At 45.2% G+C, this 15,380-nt stretch carries 14 protein-coding genes and 1 pseudogene; 11 read left to right on the plus strand and 4 right to left on the minus strand.

Annotated elements, in window-relative coordinates; genetic code table 11:
* The first annotated feature begins 3 nt into the window (after positions 1-3).
* Together DTQ70_RS31125 and DTQ70_RS19525 are read left to right on the plus strand one after the other, a co-directional pair.
* A pseudogene (locus tag DTQ70_RS31125) lies at positions 4-423 on the plus strand (element excision factor XisH family protein).
* Complete coding sequence (locus tag DTQ70_RS19525; protein WP_122932365.1) at positions 411-761, plus strand: XisI protein; 351 nt, start codon at positions 411-413, stop codon at positions 759-761. Before DTQ70_RS31125 ends, DTQ70_RS19525 begins: the two are co-directional and overlap by 13 nt.
* A 43-nt stretch (positions 762-804) precedes the next feature.
* On the opposite strand, the gene DTQ70_RS19530 is transcribed toward DTQ70_RS19525, so the two are convergent.
* Both DTQ70_RS19530 and DTQ70_RS19535 read right to left on the minus strand, forming a co-directional pair.
* On the minus strand, positions 805-1,236 hold the full coding sequence (locus DTQ70_RS19530) for a hypothetical protein (RefSeq protein ID WP_122932366.1): 432 nt from the start codon (positions 1,234-1,236) through the stop codon (positions 805-807).
* 86 nt (positions 1,237-1,322) lie between these two features.
* Positions 1,323-2,711, minus strand: a complete 1,389-nt coding sequence (locus DTQ70_RS19535) for a hypothetical protein (protein ID WP_164490120.1) — start codon at positions 2,709-2,711, stop codon at positions 1,323-1,325.
* A 96-nt stretch (positions 2,712-2,807) separates the two neighbouring features.
* Between DTQ70_RS19535 and DTQ70_RS19540 the strand changes: the two genes are divergently transcribed.
* The 7 genes from DTQ70_RS19540 (at position 2,808) to DTQ70_RS19570 (ending at position 8,394) form a co-directional block, all read left to right on the plus strand.
* Positions 2,808-4,079, plus strand: coding sequence for a M14 family zinc carboxypeptidase (locus DTQ70_RS19540; protein WP_122934483.1), 1,272 nt, complete (start codon positions 2,808-2,810; stop codon positions 4,077-4,079).
* Between the two features lie 306 nt (positions 4,080-4,385).
* Entirely contained in the window at positions 4,386-4,745 is a 360-nt protein-coding gene (locus DTQ70_RS19545; RefSeq protein ID WP_122932368.1) for a MauE/DoxX family redox-associated membrane protein, read from the plus strand.
* A gap of 9 nt (positions 4,746-4,754) precedes the next feature.
* Positions 4,755-5,597 carry a pantoate--beta-alanine ligase gene (panC, locus tag DTQ70_RS19550; protein WP_122932369.1) on the plus strand — a complete coding sequence of 281 codons (843 nt, stop codon included), beginning with the start codon at positions 4,755-4,757 and terminating at the stop codon, positions 5,595-5,597.
* A 34-nt stretch (positions 5,598-5,631) separates the two neighbouring features.
* The gene (panD, locus tag DTQ70_RS19555; RefSeq protein WP_122932370.1) at positions 5,632-5,979 is read left to right on the plus strand and encodes an aspartate 1-decarboxylase; all 348 of its coding nucleotides are present in this window, start codon (positions 5,632-5,634) and stop codon (positions 5,977-5,979) included.
* Between the two features lie 88 nt (positions 5,980-6,067).
* Complete coding sequence (locus tag DTQ70_RS19560; RefSeq protein ID WP_122932371.1) at positions 6,068-7,075, plus strand: lysylphosphatidylglycerol synthase transmembrane domain-containing protein; 1,008 nt, start codon at positions 6,068-6,070, stop codon at positions 7,073-7,075.
* Positions 7,076-7,176: 101 nt separating this feature from the next.
* Positions 7,177-7,662 (plus strand): D-glycero-beta-D-manno-heptose 1-phosphate adenylyltransferase, encoded by a 486-nt coding sequence (gene rfaE2 / locus DTQ70_RS19565; protein WP_028524072.1) that lies wholly within the window; start codon positions 7,177-7,179, stop codon positions 7,660-7,662.
* Positions 7,663-7,683: 21 nt separating this feature from the next.
* Positions 7,684-8,394, plus strand: coding sequence for a zinc metallopeptidase (locus tag DTQ70_RS19570; RefSeq protein WP_122932372.1), 711 nt, complete (start codon positions 7,684-7,686; stop codon positions 8,392-8,394).
* A 138-nt stretch (positions 8,395-8,532) separates the two neighbouring features.
* Here DTQ70_RS19570 and DTQ70_RS19575 read toward each other — a convergent pair whose 3' ends face one another.
* Positions 8,533-12,204 (minus strand): gliding motility-associated C-terminal domain-containing protein, encoded by a 3,672-nt coding sequence (locus tag DTQ70_RS19575; protein WP_122932373.1) that lies wholly within the window; start codon positions 12,202-12,204, stop codon positions 8,533-8,535.
* Positions 12,205-12,326: 122 nt separating this feature from the next.
* Positions 12,327-13,130: a pyrroline-5-carboxylate reductase gene (gene proC / locus DTQ70_RS19580; protein ID WP_122932374.1), complete on the minus strand. Its 804-nt coding sequence runs from the start codon at positions 13,128-13,130 to the stop codon at positions 12,327-12,329.
* Positions 13,131-13,229: 99 nt separating this feature from the next.
* Here proC and DTQ70_RS19585 point away from each other — a divergent pair, with 99 nt between their 5' ends.
* On the plus strand, positions 13,230-14,534 hold the full coding sequence (locus tag DTQ70_RS19585; RefSeq protein WP_122932375.1) for an AAA family ATPase: 1,305 nt from the start codon (positions 13,230-13,232) through the stop codon (positions 14,532-14,534).
* Positions 14,531-15,283, plus strand: coding sequence for a hypothetical protein (locus DTQ70_RS19590; RefSeq protein WP_122932376.1), 753 nt, complete (start codon positions 14,531-14,533; stop codon positions 15,281-15,283). Before DTQ70_RS19585 ends, DTQ70_RS19590 begins: the two co-directional genes overlap by 4 nt.
* The last annotated feature ends 97 nt before the right edge of the window (positions 15,284-15,380 follow it).

The raw sequence follows: 15,380 nt of genomic DNA on the forward strand, positions 1-15,380 counted from the left end.
CTTATGGCAGCAAAAGATATTTTTCATGACTTAGTCAAACAAGCGCTACAAAATGAGGGTTGGAGTGTGACGCATGACCCATTCAAAATTATGCTTGGAAGAAGACGTGGTTACATTGATCTGGGGGCAGAAAGAGAAATTATCGCTGCTCAGAAAGGAAATGAAAAAATTGCCGTTGAGATTAAAAGTTTTATTGGCCACTCTGACTTAAACGATTTCGAAGACGCACTGGGGTAATTTTTGCTTTATTGGAAAGCATTGAAAAACACAGATTTGGAACGAACACTCTATTTAGCCGTCCCCTATGGTTTTTATCAACGTTTTTTCGATGACCCTTTTTTTCTAGATGTGGCTGCTACTTTTGATGTTAAAATGCTGATTTTTGATGAAACAAAACCTCATATCAAGCAATGGATAAACTAGTTTTTCACAAACAAGTCGCTCGTCGAATCATAGAAGAAGTGGCCCATTTATCCCCACGCATTGAGGGTGGTATAGAAAATCAAATTATCACAGATGATGAACATGGTCACTACCTTTATTTTGGCGTAGGCTGGGAAAAAGAAAATAGCGGATGGATATACGCCTCGTTTGTTCACATTGATGTCAAAGCCGATGGCAAAGTTTGGCTTCAACACGATGGAACCGATCTAAGTATTGCAGAAAAACTTCAAACCTATGGTATCTCCAAAAGCGACATCGTCATTGGTTTCCAAGCTCCTGCGGTCCGAAAATACATGGATGGCTACGCTGCCGCGTAATTAACCTTCCCGAAAGTTCTAGAACTTTCGGGAAGGTATAAATTTACAAAAACTGGGTATTTTTCCCATTTCCCTTAAGGTACTCAGAAAACGAAATCCGTACTTTTAAATACCCTTTTTTTGCCGTGCAAGGTAAATAATAGAGATAGGGCTTTTCACCAGATTTATAAGAACCACTACGATTGAAAATAACATCAACCTTACCCTTTTTCATTTTTGTCTCATCATAGGGCGTACAACTTCTTAGTTTGTGAATATCGGCATTGGGTGACAACACATAGATTTCGGCATCACCGTCTAAAGTACCCTCAACATGAATGGAGTAGCTGTCAGTTCTGTCAGTTAAAAATAGCTCCCTAATCTCTGGTCTAAAAATTTGTTTCTTTGATACATCGTGTATTTCGTAAGTGTCAATTCCCAAGTCACAACCACTCACTATCACAAAAAGAATGAAAGCATATATTGTTTTTTTCATTTTATTGTCAATTTATAAAGCTACCATTCCTCAACTACCTTCCCGAAAGTTTGGAACTTTCGGGAAGGTGTAAACGAGTCTTAGATTTACCGTTTCAGCCACCTATCCAGTCGCTCTTTCTCAAACGGCGAAAAATGCTCTATGTAGTTGGCTTGGGCGTCCATCACTACTACCAGCGGGCGTTTTGCGCCAAACATTGCTTCCAGTATTTCGGTCTCCGCATGACGGGCATACCAATGAGTTCCTGTTTTTGAAGTAGCCCAGTTTTTTTTCAGCGCTTCTTTCCAACTATCAAAATGATTCCGAACTCCTACAGTAGCGAAGCTGAGGTGCGGAGAGGTATATTTTTGTGCCAAAGTCGCCCAAGTAGTCAGCGCAAGTTCGCAGCTATCTTCCCACGTATTCCAAATCAGCAGCAGCGAATGGGTGGTTTTGGCAAGGGTTGGTAAAAAAACTTGGTTGCTGTCCACCGTCAAAAGGGGTAACGAAGGCACGGAGATTCCAGAAACAGGCTTCTGATTTTTCCAAAACTCGTACTTCAACTCTTTGAGACGCTTCGAATTTGGGAAATCCCGTTCAAAGCGGGTGATAATCTCGTATTTGCGGGGATAATCTCTTTTCCACAGCAACAACGACGTTAAGAGCGTTTCGCGCGTAACTGGCAAATGAGACAATTGGCGGTCGAGTACGTTGTAAAACTCCGTCATTACCTCGTACAAATCTGGTAGAGGTGTAATATCTTTTTGAATATGCTCTAACAAACACTGTTGGTATTCCAACGACAGCACCGCGTCCTCAAAGGGTAAAATACGCAACGGCGGATGATATACCTCCGACGACGTAAAAGAGGGTTCATGCCCTCTACGGTACTCCTCAAACATGGCCTCCGTCCAATTTTTGGTGGCGACAAAAAACTTAGTACGCTCGTAATACTGCGCTTCTAAGGCTGCTCTTACAAAAGCATTTTGACCCGTGTCGGAGGTATCTTGCGTTGCCTTGTAGCGCTCCCAACCTTCCTCGGCCAAATCTTGCATTAATTTGGTATAAATGTCGGTAGAAACTTTTTGCATCAACGGCCGCTGCATCAAAGAATCCCCACCAAATACCCCCTGCTGGTACAAAAAGCGGTTGATGGTCGCTGCTTTGTTTTGGCCTTCAAATACAAACTTTCCTTTAACTTCCTGTCCTTTGAGTGTATCGCCTTTGGGCAAGAAAAAACGGTAGATGTAGGTGCGGTTGGTGGTATCCATGTAATGAACATACACCACTTGCGAGCGCTCGATGGGTACGACCACGCGCAAAAAATGCTGGCTATCAATGGGGACATCGCGGGCCGTAAATTGGTAATTTTCCCAGTCTATCAGAGGAGTGTACTTGAGGTTGGGCGTTTCAAATTTAAGTTCAAGAAAGCTGGTGGGGCGTTGGCTTCGGAGTTCAAGCCCTATCAACAGCAGTGCGATGATTAACAATTTCATTTTCATGGGCTGATGGCTGATTTAGCGTTCATACTTGCGAACCTGCGCGAAAGTTCTGAACTTTCGCGGAGTTTTCACAATATCTCCTTTAAGATCATGAAACACCTGTTATTGGTGGTTTCTTTTTTTTGTATGTCTGAAACCATTATTGCCCAAAGTAACCTCGCTCAGCGCCTTTTCGACGCGCACGATTTATTTCGAGAAAAAAGCGTAAACGTACGTCGCGAATTTAAGCATCGCCACTTGGTGCCGCTTATCGAACGCCTCAAAACGAGCCCTAATTTTGCGGTAAGCGAAGCAGGAAAATCGTTTGAAGGACGTGGCATTTATCAAATCAAATACGGGAAAGGCGCGCCTCCTGTGCTTCTTTGGTCGCAAATGCACGGCGATGAAGCTACCGCGACGATGGCTTTGCTTGACATCTTTAACTTCTTGAATGCCAGCGGCGATGGTTTTGACGACCTTCGTAAAAAGCTTTTGGAAAAAAGTACGTTGTATTTTGTGCCCATGCTCAACCCCGACGGCGTCGAACGTTGGCAGCGCCGCACAGCCCAAGAAATCGACATGAACCGCGATGCTGTGCGTCTTCAATGCCCTGAGTCGAAGCTACTTAAAAACCTTCAACAAACTCTTAAACCACTCGTTGGCTTCAATCTCCACGACCAAAGTCCTCGATACAGCGTAGGAAATAGCAAAGAAGTAGCCGCGATTTCGTTTTTGGCAACGGCTTACAACGAAGAACGTACCATCAACTCCGTCCGCGAGCGAGCCATGCAGCTCATTGTGGGCATGAACCGCGATTTACAGAAATATATTCCCAATCAGGTCGCTCGGTATTCGGACGAGTTTGAGCCCCGAGCCTTCGGCGATAACATTGCCAAATGGGGAACTAGCCTCGTACTCATCGAGTCGGGGGGCTACAAAAACGACCCCGAAAAGCAGTATTTACGCAAGATGAATTTCATCGCTATTTTGACCGCACTTGAAGCCATCGCCGACGGAACCTACACGCGTCAGAATCGGAACGACTACGAAAAAATCCCGCAAAACGAGAAAAATCACTTCGACCTTATCATCCGCAACGCCCGTACGGAACTCAACGGGGTGAGCTATACCGTTGACGTGGCCATTAACCGCAACGAGTCCAATAATGCCGACGCAACGGGCTTTAGCTACCGCAGTAGTGTCGAAGATTTTGGTGATTTGTCGGTGTTTTATGGCATCGAAGAAATCGACGCCCAAGGAGCGCAACTGCTTGACCCTAAGAGCGGCAAACCTGTGGTACTAAAACTTGGCGACCGTGCCAATTTCGAGTTGCGTTCGGACAAGAAAAACTGGAAAGTTGACAACGGATTTTTAAAAAATTAACTTTCTATGTGCTAGTCCAGATTATTTGTAGAAAAAGTGAAATATGTCACCCCGATGGGGCTTTTGGAGAATCCGACATTTCGTTCTACGAAGATTTGGCTCCTCTGGAGCAATAAATAGGCAAAACAATACAGCGTTAGTTAGATTTGTTCAACGTTTTTACCCACAGATTAGCACAGATTGAGAACCGCAGATGAATAGCCTCATTAAGTCCTTTTTCAGCGAAAATCTGCGTTTGTATTATTCAGCGGGCTTCTGCGGGCGAAATAACTGAAAGTACTTAGTTAACAATAAACTTACAAGTCAATGAAAAAAGCAAAGCTGGTTTTAACATTTCTCTTCGGAGCTGTAATGATTTTTGCAGGCGTTAGTCATTTTTTAAAGCCAGCGATGTTTTTTCCGTTCATTCCTAATTTTCTCCCCCAAGCTACGATTAATTACTTGGCAGGACTGTTAGAAATTGCGGTAGGAATCGGCACGTTTATACCCCGTTTTCGCCCACTTGCCGTACTTGGCATCTTCGTCATGATGCTGGTATTTTTGCCTTTGCACGTTATTGATGTTTTCAAAGAAAACCCTGCCATCGGTAGCCACCAAGTCGCCTTGGTACGTTTACCCATTCAATTTGTTTTGATTGCTTGGGCTTGGTTTATTTATAAGAAATAGAAACCTAAAATGCTCATTTTCCCCACCATAGCCGATTTGCGGGCCTACTTACGTACGCAACGCGCACAAGGCAAATCTGTCGGATTTGTCCCTACCATGGGGGCGCTTCACGAAGGACATTTGTCGCTCATTGAGGCATCCAACGCCCAAAACGACCTGACGGTTTGCAGTATTTTTGTCAACCCGATTCAGTTTAACAACCCCGACGACCTTGCTCGGTATCCTCGTACCTTGGAAGCTGACTGTGAACTGCTCCAAACCGTTGGTTGCGACGCCGTTTTTGCGCCGTCCGTTCAAGAAATGTATCCCGAAAAGTCCCTTTTAACCTTCGATTTTGGCGATTTAGAACGTGTTATGGAGGGCAAATTTCGCCCTGGGCACTTCAACGGCGTGGGCGTTGTTGTCTCGAAATTATTCAACATCGTTCAGCCCGACCGTACCTATTTTGGCCAAAAAGACTTGCAGCAAGTGGGGGTTGTGCGACGCATGATGATTGATTTAGGATTTCAAATAGAACTCCACCCCCGCCCCACCCTTCGCGAAGCGGACGGACTAGCAATGTCGTCGCGCAATCGAAACCTTACGCCTGACGAACGCTCCCTTGCGCCTCACATTTACGCGGGGCTAAGTGCCGCCAAAGCTTCCCTTTTAGAGGGTCGTTTCCCCGCCGAAGTAAAAGGTTGGATGAAAACACACTTTGCCCAACAACCCGCTTTTCGTTTAGAATATTTTGAGATTGTGAATGCTTTCAGTCTGCAAGATGTTACTGAGCTACAACCTCAAGGACAAACTGCGCTGTGTATTGCAGCCCACCTTGGAAAAGTACGGTTGATTGATAATATAGTTTTTTAGACTGAAATTTGCCGCGAAAACAATCCAAACAACAATGTTTGTTACCCTTTTTAAGTCAAAAATCCACCGCGTTAAAGTAACGCAAGCCGAGCTCAATTACGTAGGAAGCATCACCATCGACGAAGCCCTCATGGAAGCGGCGGGTATCTTGGAAAATGAACAAGTACACGTAGTTAACAACAACAACGGCGAACGGCTCATTACGTATGTCATTAAAGGAGAGCGCAATACGGGCATTATTTGCCTCAATGGTGCCGCTGCCCGCAAAGCCCAAGTGGGCGACGTGGTCATTATCATTTCGTACGGCATGATGACCGAAGAAGAAGCCAAAACCTTCAAACCAAAAATCGTTTTCCCCGACGAAAATAACAGAGTTTTATAGGTAATAGTCCATAGTTAATGGTCCATAGAAAATAACGAATCTACTATGGACTATCGACCGTGGACTATGGACTAAAAAAAACATACAGATGAAAAATATTCTCAAATACTGCCTTTCGCTTGCCGTAGCGGGTGGGTTGATGTGGTACGTTTTTAAAGACATGGACTTGGCTTCCATGTGGGCAAAATTCCAACACGCCAACCATAGCTGGCTCATTTTGGTTACCATTTTTACCATCGTTGCCGCTTGGAGCCGTGCCTACCGTTGGAATATGCTCCTCGAACCACTTGGGTACCGTCCATCTGCCTTCGACTCGACCGTAGCCGTTTTTACGGGATATTTTGCCAACCAGCTCATTCCACGCGCAGGTGAAGTGACCCGCTGCGGTACGCTCAATCGCCTCGACAAAGTACCCGTCAACGTAGGCTTTGGTACCGTGGTAGCCGAGCGTGTGTTTGACGTTGTGACGCTTCTGTTCTTGATTGGCCTTGCGTTTGTGCTCGAATTTGGGCGTTTGAGCAATTTTTTCATGGAGTTATTTGGCGAAAAATTGGGGATTGGCCAAGGGAGTGGTAGCAATCGAATAGCCCTTTTGGGAGGTTTGGCGGTACTAGGAATAGGCTTTTTAGGAGCTGCGTGGTGGTTTTACCGAAAAAATGCCGAGCGTTTGCGTCAAAATTCGCTTTTTGCCAAAATCGAAGGATTTGTATTAGGGCTAATTGATGGTTTGTTGAGCGTCCGAAAACTACGGAATCCGTGGCTGTTTTTGTTCCATACCATTCTCATCTGGACCATGTACTTGCTCAGTTCGTACGTATGTTTTTTTGTACTGCCTGAGTCATCACACCTTACTCTTTTGGCAGGACTAACCATTCTTATCATGAGTGGTTTGGGAATGTCGGCACCCGTGCAAGGAGGTATTGGCCCTTATCATATTTTGGTAAGTAGCGCATTGGTACTTTACGGATTATCAAAAGAAGATGGCCTTGCCCTCGCGACGTACATCCACGGTACCCAAATGATTCTGATGCTGATTCTAGGCGGAATTTCGTTTATCATCACCCTCGTAAAAAGCCCAAAAACCGCAGTGGGATAACGTTATGTGTATAACTGTTAACTGTTAATCGTGATTGATAACGGATAACTTATTCTTCGGTTACAATTTCAACTTTTGTGTCATTTTTACGTAACAATCTCATGTTTAACTCCGCCGCTAAAATTTTATCTTGGGAAGAAGGTGCGCAAGCCGCCCGCGCTTGGCAAGCAGAAGGTCAAAAAATTGTATTTACCAACGGATGTTTCGACATCGTTCATTTGGGGCACATCGACTATCTCGAAAAAGCCCGTAACTTAGGCGACAGAATGGTGCTTGGTCTCAATACCGACGCCTCAGTGAGCAGCATCAAAGGCCCGCTTCGCCCTGTCGTCAACGAATACGCCCGCGCCCGTTTGATGGCCTCGTTGGGGTTTGTGGATGCTGTCATTTTGTTCGGAGAACCTACGCCGTTGGAGCTAATTCAGACAATTTGTCCTGATATTTTGGTCAAAGGCGACGATTATTCAGTAGATAACATCGTTGGTGCGGATTTTGTCGTTAATAGAGGAGGAGCCGTGAAAACCATTCCGTTAGTGAAAGGTTATTCGACGACTTCGCTTATCGAGAAGATTAAAAATAGTTATTGACAGCGCAAAATTTAAACAAACATGGGTGGTTTAATTCTCATTGGAATTGTCTTTATGGTCATTGGTATGATTGTCCAATGGCGGTTAAAAAGCAAATTTACCGAGTATTCACAGGTAGGATTAATGAACGGCATGAGTGGTGCAGAAATTGCCTCACAAATGCTTCGCGATAATGGCATCTACGACGTGCGCATCACGCAAGTAGAAGGAATGCTTACGGACCACTATAATCCCGCGGATAAAACCGTTAACCTAAGCGCCGATGTGTATCACGGACGCAGTGTGTCGGCGGCGGCCGTGGCTGCGCACGAATGCGGGCACGCCGTACAACATAAAGTAGCTTATGGCCCCCTGAAGATGCGTTCGGCATTGGTGCCTGTGGTGCAGGTGTGTAGCAACATCCTGAACTTTTTCAACATGGCGATGATGTTCATTGGTGGGTTTATTTTCTACAACCAAGGTCTGGTTAGTACCACCATTCTAACCGTTTTGGTAGCTGCCAACTTAGGGGTAACCTTGTTTGCCATGATTACCCTTCCTGTCGAATTTGACGCAAGCCGCCGCGCCTTAGCGTGGGTTGAACAACGTGGCGTTGTCAATCGTAACGAATACGGAATGGCCAAAGATGCACTCCAATGGGCTGCCCTCACCTACGTAGTAGCTGCGTTGGGAGCGTTAGCTAACTTACTATATTACGCAAGCTTATTGCTCGGTCGTCGTAGCGATGACTAAAGATGCGTGTTGAGGTTGCTCACAACCTCTAAAGTACCGTTGAGGTTGTGAGCAACCTCAACCACACAAATAAACAAAAAAGCGGCCGAAAGCCGCTTTTTTGTTGCAATATCGTTATTCAAAATTCGTCATTCGTTCCTATTCAATTACTTGAATCCAGCCTTTACAGATTGAATTCCCTGGCAGTGTGAGTTGGTAGTAATACGTGCCGTTTAGCACTTCTTTTCCCCAATCATCAGCGTAGTTGTCACTGGCGAAAACGCGTTTTCCCCAACGGTTAAAAATCTCAATACGCGTACTTGGAGCGCCTACCACAAAGGTGTCATTTTTACCGTCGCCATTGGGGGTGATGACGTTCGGAATTTTGTCTAAGTTCAGCACCGACACCGACTGCGTCACGGTACTTGCACACCCGCGCGGCGAATACGCTTTGAGTGTTACTTGGTACGTTCCGTTTTGGGTATAATCCAAGGCCGCAGGTGCCGCTACGCCCGACTTCGTTCCATTACCAAAATCCCACTCATAACGCGATGCTCCCGTTGTTTTATTCACGTATTGCACCATCGTCGGTTTTCCGCAAGCGTAGGTCGGTGCTACATCAAAACTGGTGTTTTGTGGGCCACTTTCCACGTTTACCGTTACCGTTTTACTTGGTTTGCAGCCATCAGGATAGGTGGCCGTCACGGTGTAGGTAGTAGTTTGCAAAGGGTTCGCAACGGGGTTTTTGGTTGTTGTATCCGACAAAGTTGGTGAAGCTTTCCAGCGAATTGTCCCTGCGCCTTGCGCCAACAACATGGCCGTTTGTCCCGCACACACCGTCGTATCGGGCGTTACTCTAAAATCAGGTTTGTTGTTATCAATGCGAACAGTAATGGTTTTTTGTGGCAAACAACCATCGGCATATTGCCCTGTCACGGTATAGACGGTTGTCACCAATGGTTTGGCCGTTACCCGCGTTCCGACCGAATCACTCAACGTCAAGGAAGGAGTCCAGCGATAACGAGTGGCGCTACCTTGGGCGCTCAAAACGGCACTTTGTCCTACGCAAATCGTGGTATCTCTAAAAGCCGCAAAGTCAGGCTTATCGTTGTTGATTTTGACCGTTACGGTACGCGTCACAACACAAGCCGAATCCGTAATGGTGCAGATAAAATTGGTCGTGGCATTTACTTTGGCGATGGGATTAGCAATATTCGGATTGCTCAAACCCGCCGCAGGCGTCCACGAATATTTCAATCCACCTGTTGCTTGGAGTGGCACACCTACGTTGCTACAAACCGTGGTATCTCCACTGGCAGCCGCTTTGCTTACGCCTACTTTGATAATTTTTGTCACGACATCTTGTCCACGACAAACCAATGGATTAAATGCCCGCAACGTCACGCGGTATTCACCTGGTTGATTAAAAGTATAAGTCGCTTTCAGCGGGTCACGCGAGATGTTGTTTCCTTGCACGTCCCACGTATAAGTCTTTCCACCTTCACTGGTGTTTAAGAAATCCAACGTCATAGGCGCACAACCCGACAGCACATTTTTGGTTGTACCTTGATAAACATCAAAATCGGCCTTGAGGCGGTCAATGTCAAACTTAAAAGCTGCGTTATTACAATCTCCACTGTTACGGTTTACCGCCCACACGTTGGGCGTAGAAGGAAAATTGGCTTGGCGACACACACACGTGGCCTGGTAAATCACGCCATTTTTGGCAAAACGGCTCGTCCCACCATCCACGTGATCACCGTCAGTACTTGGCGATGATGTACTTCCAATAAATGTACCGTAGAGCAGCGATTTTGCCCCTTTTTCTAAAATAGCAATGTAAAAATTGCTTCCTGTGGTCGTCGTCCGAAACGCATCGGGCGTTGTTGGCAAGCCAATGGTACTACTGGTGGGGTTATAGCCATTTCGTGAATTAACGACTCCTCCCCAACCCGACAAATAAATATTCCCACATTCATTGACCAAAAAAGCGGTCGGTGCAATATCTGGCCTTGCTCTGGATGAACCAATGGTAGTAGAAAATATCGTTCGAGAAAGTGTTTTATCTAAAGCATGAATAAACTGCCCAGCATTGGTATTGCTATAAACTCCTGTGGTAGTGGGATAACGGCCACGCGTTAGTCCGAAAACGTGGACATTTTCTTCGGCATCCACATCCAGCAAATACGCCACGTCTGAGCTATCAGTCCCAAGGTAAGTCAATTGTTCCAATTTATCGTTGACAAATTTGGCCACAAAACCATCTTCTTCCCCGCTTTTGGTGCTCTTAAATGCGGTTGTTTTGGCGGGCAAATTTGAGCTTCGGGTCAACCCTGCGACGTACAAAGCACCCGACGGGGCCCATTTTACGCCGTATGCTCCATCCGCAGCTGTTCCTCCCAAGTACGTACTCATGAGCATTGTTCTGAGGTCCGAACTCAACTTAAACACCACCGCATCTTGACGACCACCGCCGTACTGCGCCGTGGTGGGATTGACCGTCGGAAAATTGGTCGAGTTGGTCGAAGTAGCCACATAGATGTTGTCTTTGTCGTCCACAACTACTTCTCCCCTAAATTCGTCGCTATAATTAATCAAGTTAAAATCAAAGGTGCGGCAGATTCCGTCATTTCCGTTTCCACCCACCAGCGTACTTGCTGCCAACGTTGACCCATCGGCACTCAGCTTCATCACAAAAATGTCGCTACCATAGGTATATCCAAATCCTCCGACAGGTTCAACGGCCGTTCCGCCGCCAAAACGCGTTTGATAGGCACCAGCTGACAGCGGAAAATTTTGCGATGATGTTGTTCCAAAAATAACCAGTTCTCCTTTGTTGTTCACAATCATACTGTGAGGTACGTCAGTATCTGTGCCCCCGATGTAAGTTCCATAGAGAAGACGAGTACCATCAGGGCTAAATTTTAACAAACCCATATCCACACTCTGCGTTGCTTGGCGCTGAAAAGCTCCAGCAGTGGCTGGGAAAGGCCCTGTTGAGTGCAATGTACCAATCGAATACAAGTTTCCTTGTTCGTCGTAAGTCGCAGCGTGTCCAAAGTTGTTGGCAAACGAACCCGAAAAAGTCGAAAACACCAGCTCTGGGTCAATCGTCAGTGCTTGGCTGCGGTCGTATCCTTTGGGAAAATTAAACGATAACTGATTTCCATCTAACTGATAATGAGCCGCTACTTCGCGGGTACGGTTGTTGATTTCTTGGTAGGTATAAGGTTTTAATTCCCGAAATGTATTGATGGAAGTTTCAACCGCTAGTTGATTATCCTCCAATTTCAACGACTTACTACCCTCGTAACGAAGTTTAATTTTAGAGGCATCAGCCTGAGGATCCACCAAAAACTCATACTTGAGGGTTTGACGGAAGGCATACATTTTAAAGTCGATGCCAGGATAGACATCTTCATAGACAATCTCGCCAAACGAAGGCACATCTTTCGCCCACTTGCTGGGGTCATTACCCAAAAAGTAGTTAAACTTGGCGGCGTTTGAATGGTCTTCTTTTACTTTGATGGCCGACGACGCCCCGTCAAACATCACTTCCACCGCATGCCCGTTTACCAGCGGACTTATGCGGGCGTTGGATAAACGCTCTCCCGTAGCATGAGCACTACGAAGAGGATTTCCCTCAAAAAAAACGTACATCAACGATTTTTCTTTCAGGAGCAAATAGCCTCCTGGAATATCGGCGCGATAACGTACGTCGGCGTCCCATTGACCTTGGTTACGCACAAAACGAACCGCCGAGGGGGTTTGCGCACGCCCCTCTCCCCACACCAAAAACAATACAACTAAAATGCGTACAAAATGCTTCATACTAAAACAAACGAAAACAATTCGTTGAAATTATGCAACCTATAAAAGCAAGACTTTCCAAACCGCTGGAACGTTGGAAAGCCTCGTTATTTTCTTTAAAAATCAGCGTTCAGCCTCTCCTATTACCCTTTTGAGAGTTCTTTGGCACGGCGTTCGGCGGCCAAAATCCCCGTTTGGAGCGTCTGAGCCAAGCCCCCACCTTCAAACTCGCGAAGAGCGGCTTCGGTCGTTCCTCCTTTGGAAGCAACGGCCTTAATCAAATCATCGAGGCTTTTATCGGCGTTATTAATCAAGTGAAAAGACCCCAACATGGTTTGTTTTACCAACAAGGTTGCCATCGACTCCTCAAAACCCATTTGCTTACCTGCTTCCACCATCGCTTTGACCAAATAATAGAAATAGGCAGGGCCGCTACCGCTCAAGGCCGTTACGGCGTCGAGCATCGATTCGTCTTCCAAAAACACCGAACGACCCGTGGCATTGATGAGATTATCAACTTTTAGCAATTGGGCAAAACTCAACTCTTTCGCGGCCGAAAAGCCCGTAATACCCATTCCCAACATGGCGGGGGTATTGGGCATGGCCCTGATGACCAAACGGTGATTTAGGGTTTCTTGAATGGTAGAAATCGGAATCCCCGCCATGATTGACAAGACCACTTGCTGCGGTTGAAGTACCTCCCGCAAGGCGTCCTGCACCATCCCGAAATCTTGCGGCTTCACCGACAAAATCACGACGTCGTACTCGCCCACGTGCGCGCTGATGGTTTCGACCACCACGCCCGTGTTTTCAGTTCGCAGGTTTTCGGCGCGATTGGCGCTTTTTTCAATCAAAAGAAGGTTTTCTTTTTTTACTAAATCATATTGCAAAAACGACTTGGCAAAGGCCATTCCCATGTTTCCGCAACCTACAATGGCAATTTTCATCAGTTTCGACTAAGAAGTTGGTGGTTAAAATGCAAAATTGCTGATATTTTGGTAATAAATCTTGTTTTTGAGTAAGTTTACAAAAAACAAGTAGGCAAGATGAACCAAGAAATCGCAGGCGTTTATTTAAGTAAAGTGACCATTTCAGACTTTCACTGTTTCAAAGGAGAGAATGAAATCAACTTCACTCGCCCTAACGGACGTTATCAGCAGTGGAATGTAATTTTAGGAAATAATAATACGGGAAAGACAACGATTTTGAGATTGTTGAGTGGGTTGAGTGCTACAAGGATAGTTGGCAACCGTAATACACTAAATCTAGTCCCTGGTTTTCTTAAACACTTCAGGGCAATGTGGGATTTATCTTTAGTCTCTCCAATATTTGGGGTAAAGTCAGCGCTTCAACAAACTAAGGATAATTCGTTTACGGCATTTTCCTCTCCTTGGTTATATCGTAAAAATGATACAGGAAATATTATTACTGATCGCATAGAGTTAAATCATGATGACTATAAATTACTTGAAAAATTAAAATTTTACGGATATGGCACTTTTAGGAAGATGTCAGAAACTTATAGGGGTGAAATAGATAACATTTATGAAGATGAAGTTACGGGTCTTTTTTATGATAATTATGAACTTGATAACGCAGAAATATGGCTCTTACAGCTAGATTATGCGGCAAAAAGTGGAGTAGCAAACGCAGCTGCTATTTTAGAAAAACTGAAAACAGTGCTCACCAGTGGGCTTTTACCCGATGTCAAATCCATCGAATTAAAATCAGAACTTGACGAAAAAACCAATAGCGTTAAAAACTACGCCCTCTTTGACACCGATTATGGTAAAGTTCGGTTAGCAGGACTAGGGTACGGTTATCAATCAACCATGGCGTGGGTCGTGGATTTGGCCAAAAAGTTATTTGAACGCTATCCTCAGCTTGATAATCCCCTCACTGGCCCTGCCATCGTTTTGGTCGATGAAATAGACTTGCACCTACACCCCGACTGGCAGCGTAAAATCATTAAGCATTTAAGCGGCATTTTCCCAAATACCCAATTTATCGTCACCGCGCATAGTCCGTTAGTGGTACAATCGGCGGAAGATATTAACCTGATTATTTTAGAAAAAGGGGAAAACGGTCAGACCCATATTCGTCAGGAGTTTGGCACGTACCAAGGCTGGACCATCGAAGAGATTTTACAGGATTTAATGGGCTTAGGAGAAAAAACACTGTCCGACAAATACTTACACTTCTTGAATGAGTTTGATGCAGGTCTCGACTCGGATGATTATCCTAGAGCTAAAGCAGCCTATGAAGAGCTCATCCGACTTTTACATCCTACCAGTAGCCAACGAAAACTTCTCAAATTGCAGTTAGGAGCCATTGCCCCCGCCACCGTATGATTGGATTAAACGATGTACCTCGTCCCGACGAATTGACGGACGAGTTGGTGATTCAATTAACCCAAAAATTCAAAACCACAGGTGAGGCGGTTTGGAAAAAGGCATTTATCATGGATAAATTGTTAGAAGTGACGCACAAGAAATGTGCATTTTCTGAATGTCTATTGCTAGAAGAGGGCAAATATCCCGAAGTCGAACATTTTCACCCAAAATCATTGTACCCCGACGAGGTTGTCGATTGGAGTAATTTACTGCCCATCAGCAGTGCTTGCAACAAAGCCAAAGGTGACCACGACACCAAAAATGAGCCTATCATTAACCCTCGTTACGACACCCCAAAAGAGCATTTGTATTTTCAAGGCTACCGATTTAAGGCCAAAAGCGAGCAAGGGCAACGTACCATTGATGTTTTTGATTTAAATAATCGCAAACAATGGGCTGAAAAACGGAGCGACATTGGAATGAAAGCGGTAGAAATACTGGAAGAAATTAGAAATAGGCTCAAAGAATACGATACAAGCTTCTCCAAAACAACCCTAGCCCGTAATACCATCGTGAGACAGTTACGTAATCTTTTTCATGCAGGTATCCCAAACGCGGAGTACAGCGCGGTAGTGGCATCTTACCTTCTTCATGATGATGATTTTATCGTTGTTAAACATCTTATGCAAAAAAATGCGCTTTGGGACAGCGCATTTGAGTTACTCGAAACCCAAATGCGCTTTTGCGCTTTGGACGTAAAAGAGTAAAAGTCATAGTCAAACTTTTGCCGTTCGTCGCAAAGTCCGTTCTAAGTTCGTTTGACTTCCATCAATCTTGCCAAATTTGGAGTAACAAACTAAAAAA

Source organism: Runella sp. SP2, from assembly GCF_003711225.1.
Lineage (GTDB): Bacteria > Bacteroidota > Bacteroidia > Cytophagales > Spirosomataceae > Runella.

Excerpts from the sequence above, each read along its gene's own strand:
- DTQ70_RS19540 (WP_122934483.1), top strand. The coding sequence starts at position 2,808 with ATGAAACACCTGTTATTGGTGGTTTCTTTTTTTTGTATGTCTGAAACC.
- panD (WP_122932370.1), top strand. The coding sequence starts at position 5,632 with ATGTTTGTTACCCTTTTTAAGTCAAAAATCCACCGCGTTAAAGTAACG.
- rfaE2 (WP_028524072.1), top strand. The coding sequence starts at position 7,177 with ATGTTTAACTCCGCCGCTAAAATTTTATCTTGGGAAGAAGGTGCGCAA.
- DTQ70_RS19570 (WP_122932372.1), top strand. The coding sequence starts at position 7,684 with ATGGGTGGTTTAATTCTCATTGGAATTGTCTTTATGGTCATTGGTATG.
- DTQ70_RS19585 (WP_122932375.1), top strand. The coding sequence starts at position 13,230 with ATGAACCAAGAAATCGCAGGCGTTTATTTAAGTAAAGTGACCATTTCA.
- DTQ70_RS19525 (WP_122932365.1), top strand. The coding sequence starts at position 411 with ATGGATAAACTAGTTTTTCACAAACAAGTCGCTCGTCGAATCATAGAA.
- DTQ70_RS19560 (WP_122932371.1), top strand. The coding sequence starts at position 6,068 with ATGAAAAATATTCTCAAATACTGCCTTTCGCTTGCCGTAGCGGGTGGG.
- DTQ70_RS19590 (WP_122932376.1), top strand. The coding sequence starts at position 14,531 with ATGATTGGATTAAACGATGTACCTCGTCCCGACGAATTGACGGACGAG.
- proC (WP_122932374.1), bottom strand. The coding sequence starts at position 13,130 with ATGAAAATTGCCATTGTAGGTTGCGGAAACATGGGAATGGCCTTTGCC.
- panC (WP_122932369.1), top strand. The coding sequence starts at position 4,755 with ATGCTCATTTTCCCCACCATAGCCGATTTGCGGGCCTACTTACGTACG.
- DTQ70_RS19535 (WP_164490120.1), bottom strand. The coding sequence starts at position 2,711 with ATGAAATTGTTAATCATCGCACTGCTGTTGATAGGGCTTGAACTCCGA.
- DTQ70_RS19575 (WP_122932373.1), bottom strand. The coding sequence starts at position 12,204 with ATGAAGCATTTTGTACGCATTTTAGTTGTATTGTTTTTGGTGTGGGGA.
- DTQ70_RS19530 (WP_122932366.1), bottom strand. The coding sequence starts at position 1,236 with ATGAAAAAAACAATATATGCTTTCATTCTTTTTGTGATAGTGAGTGGT.
- DTQ70_RS19545 (WP_122932368.1), top strand. The coding sequence starts at position 4,386 with ATGAAAAAAGCAAAGCTGGTTTTAACATTTCTCTTCGGAGCTGTAATG.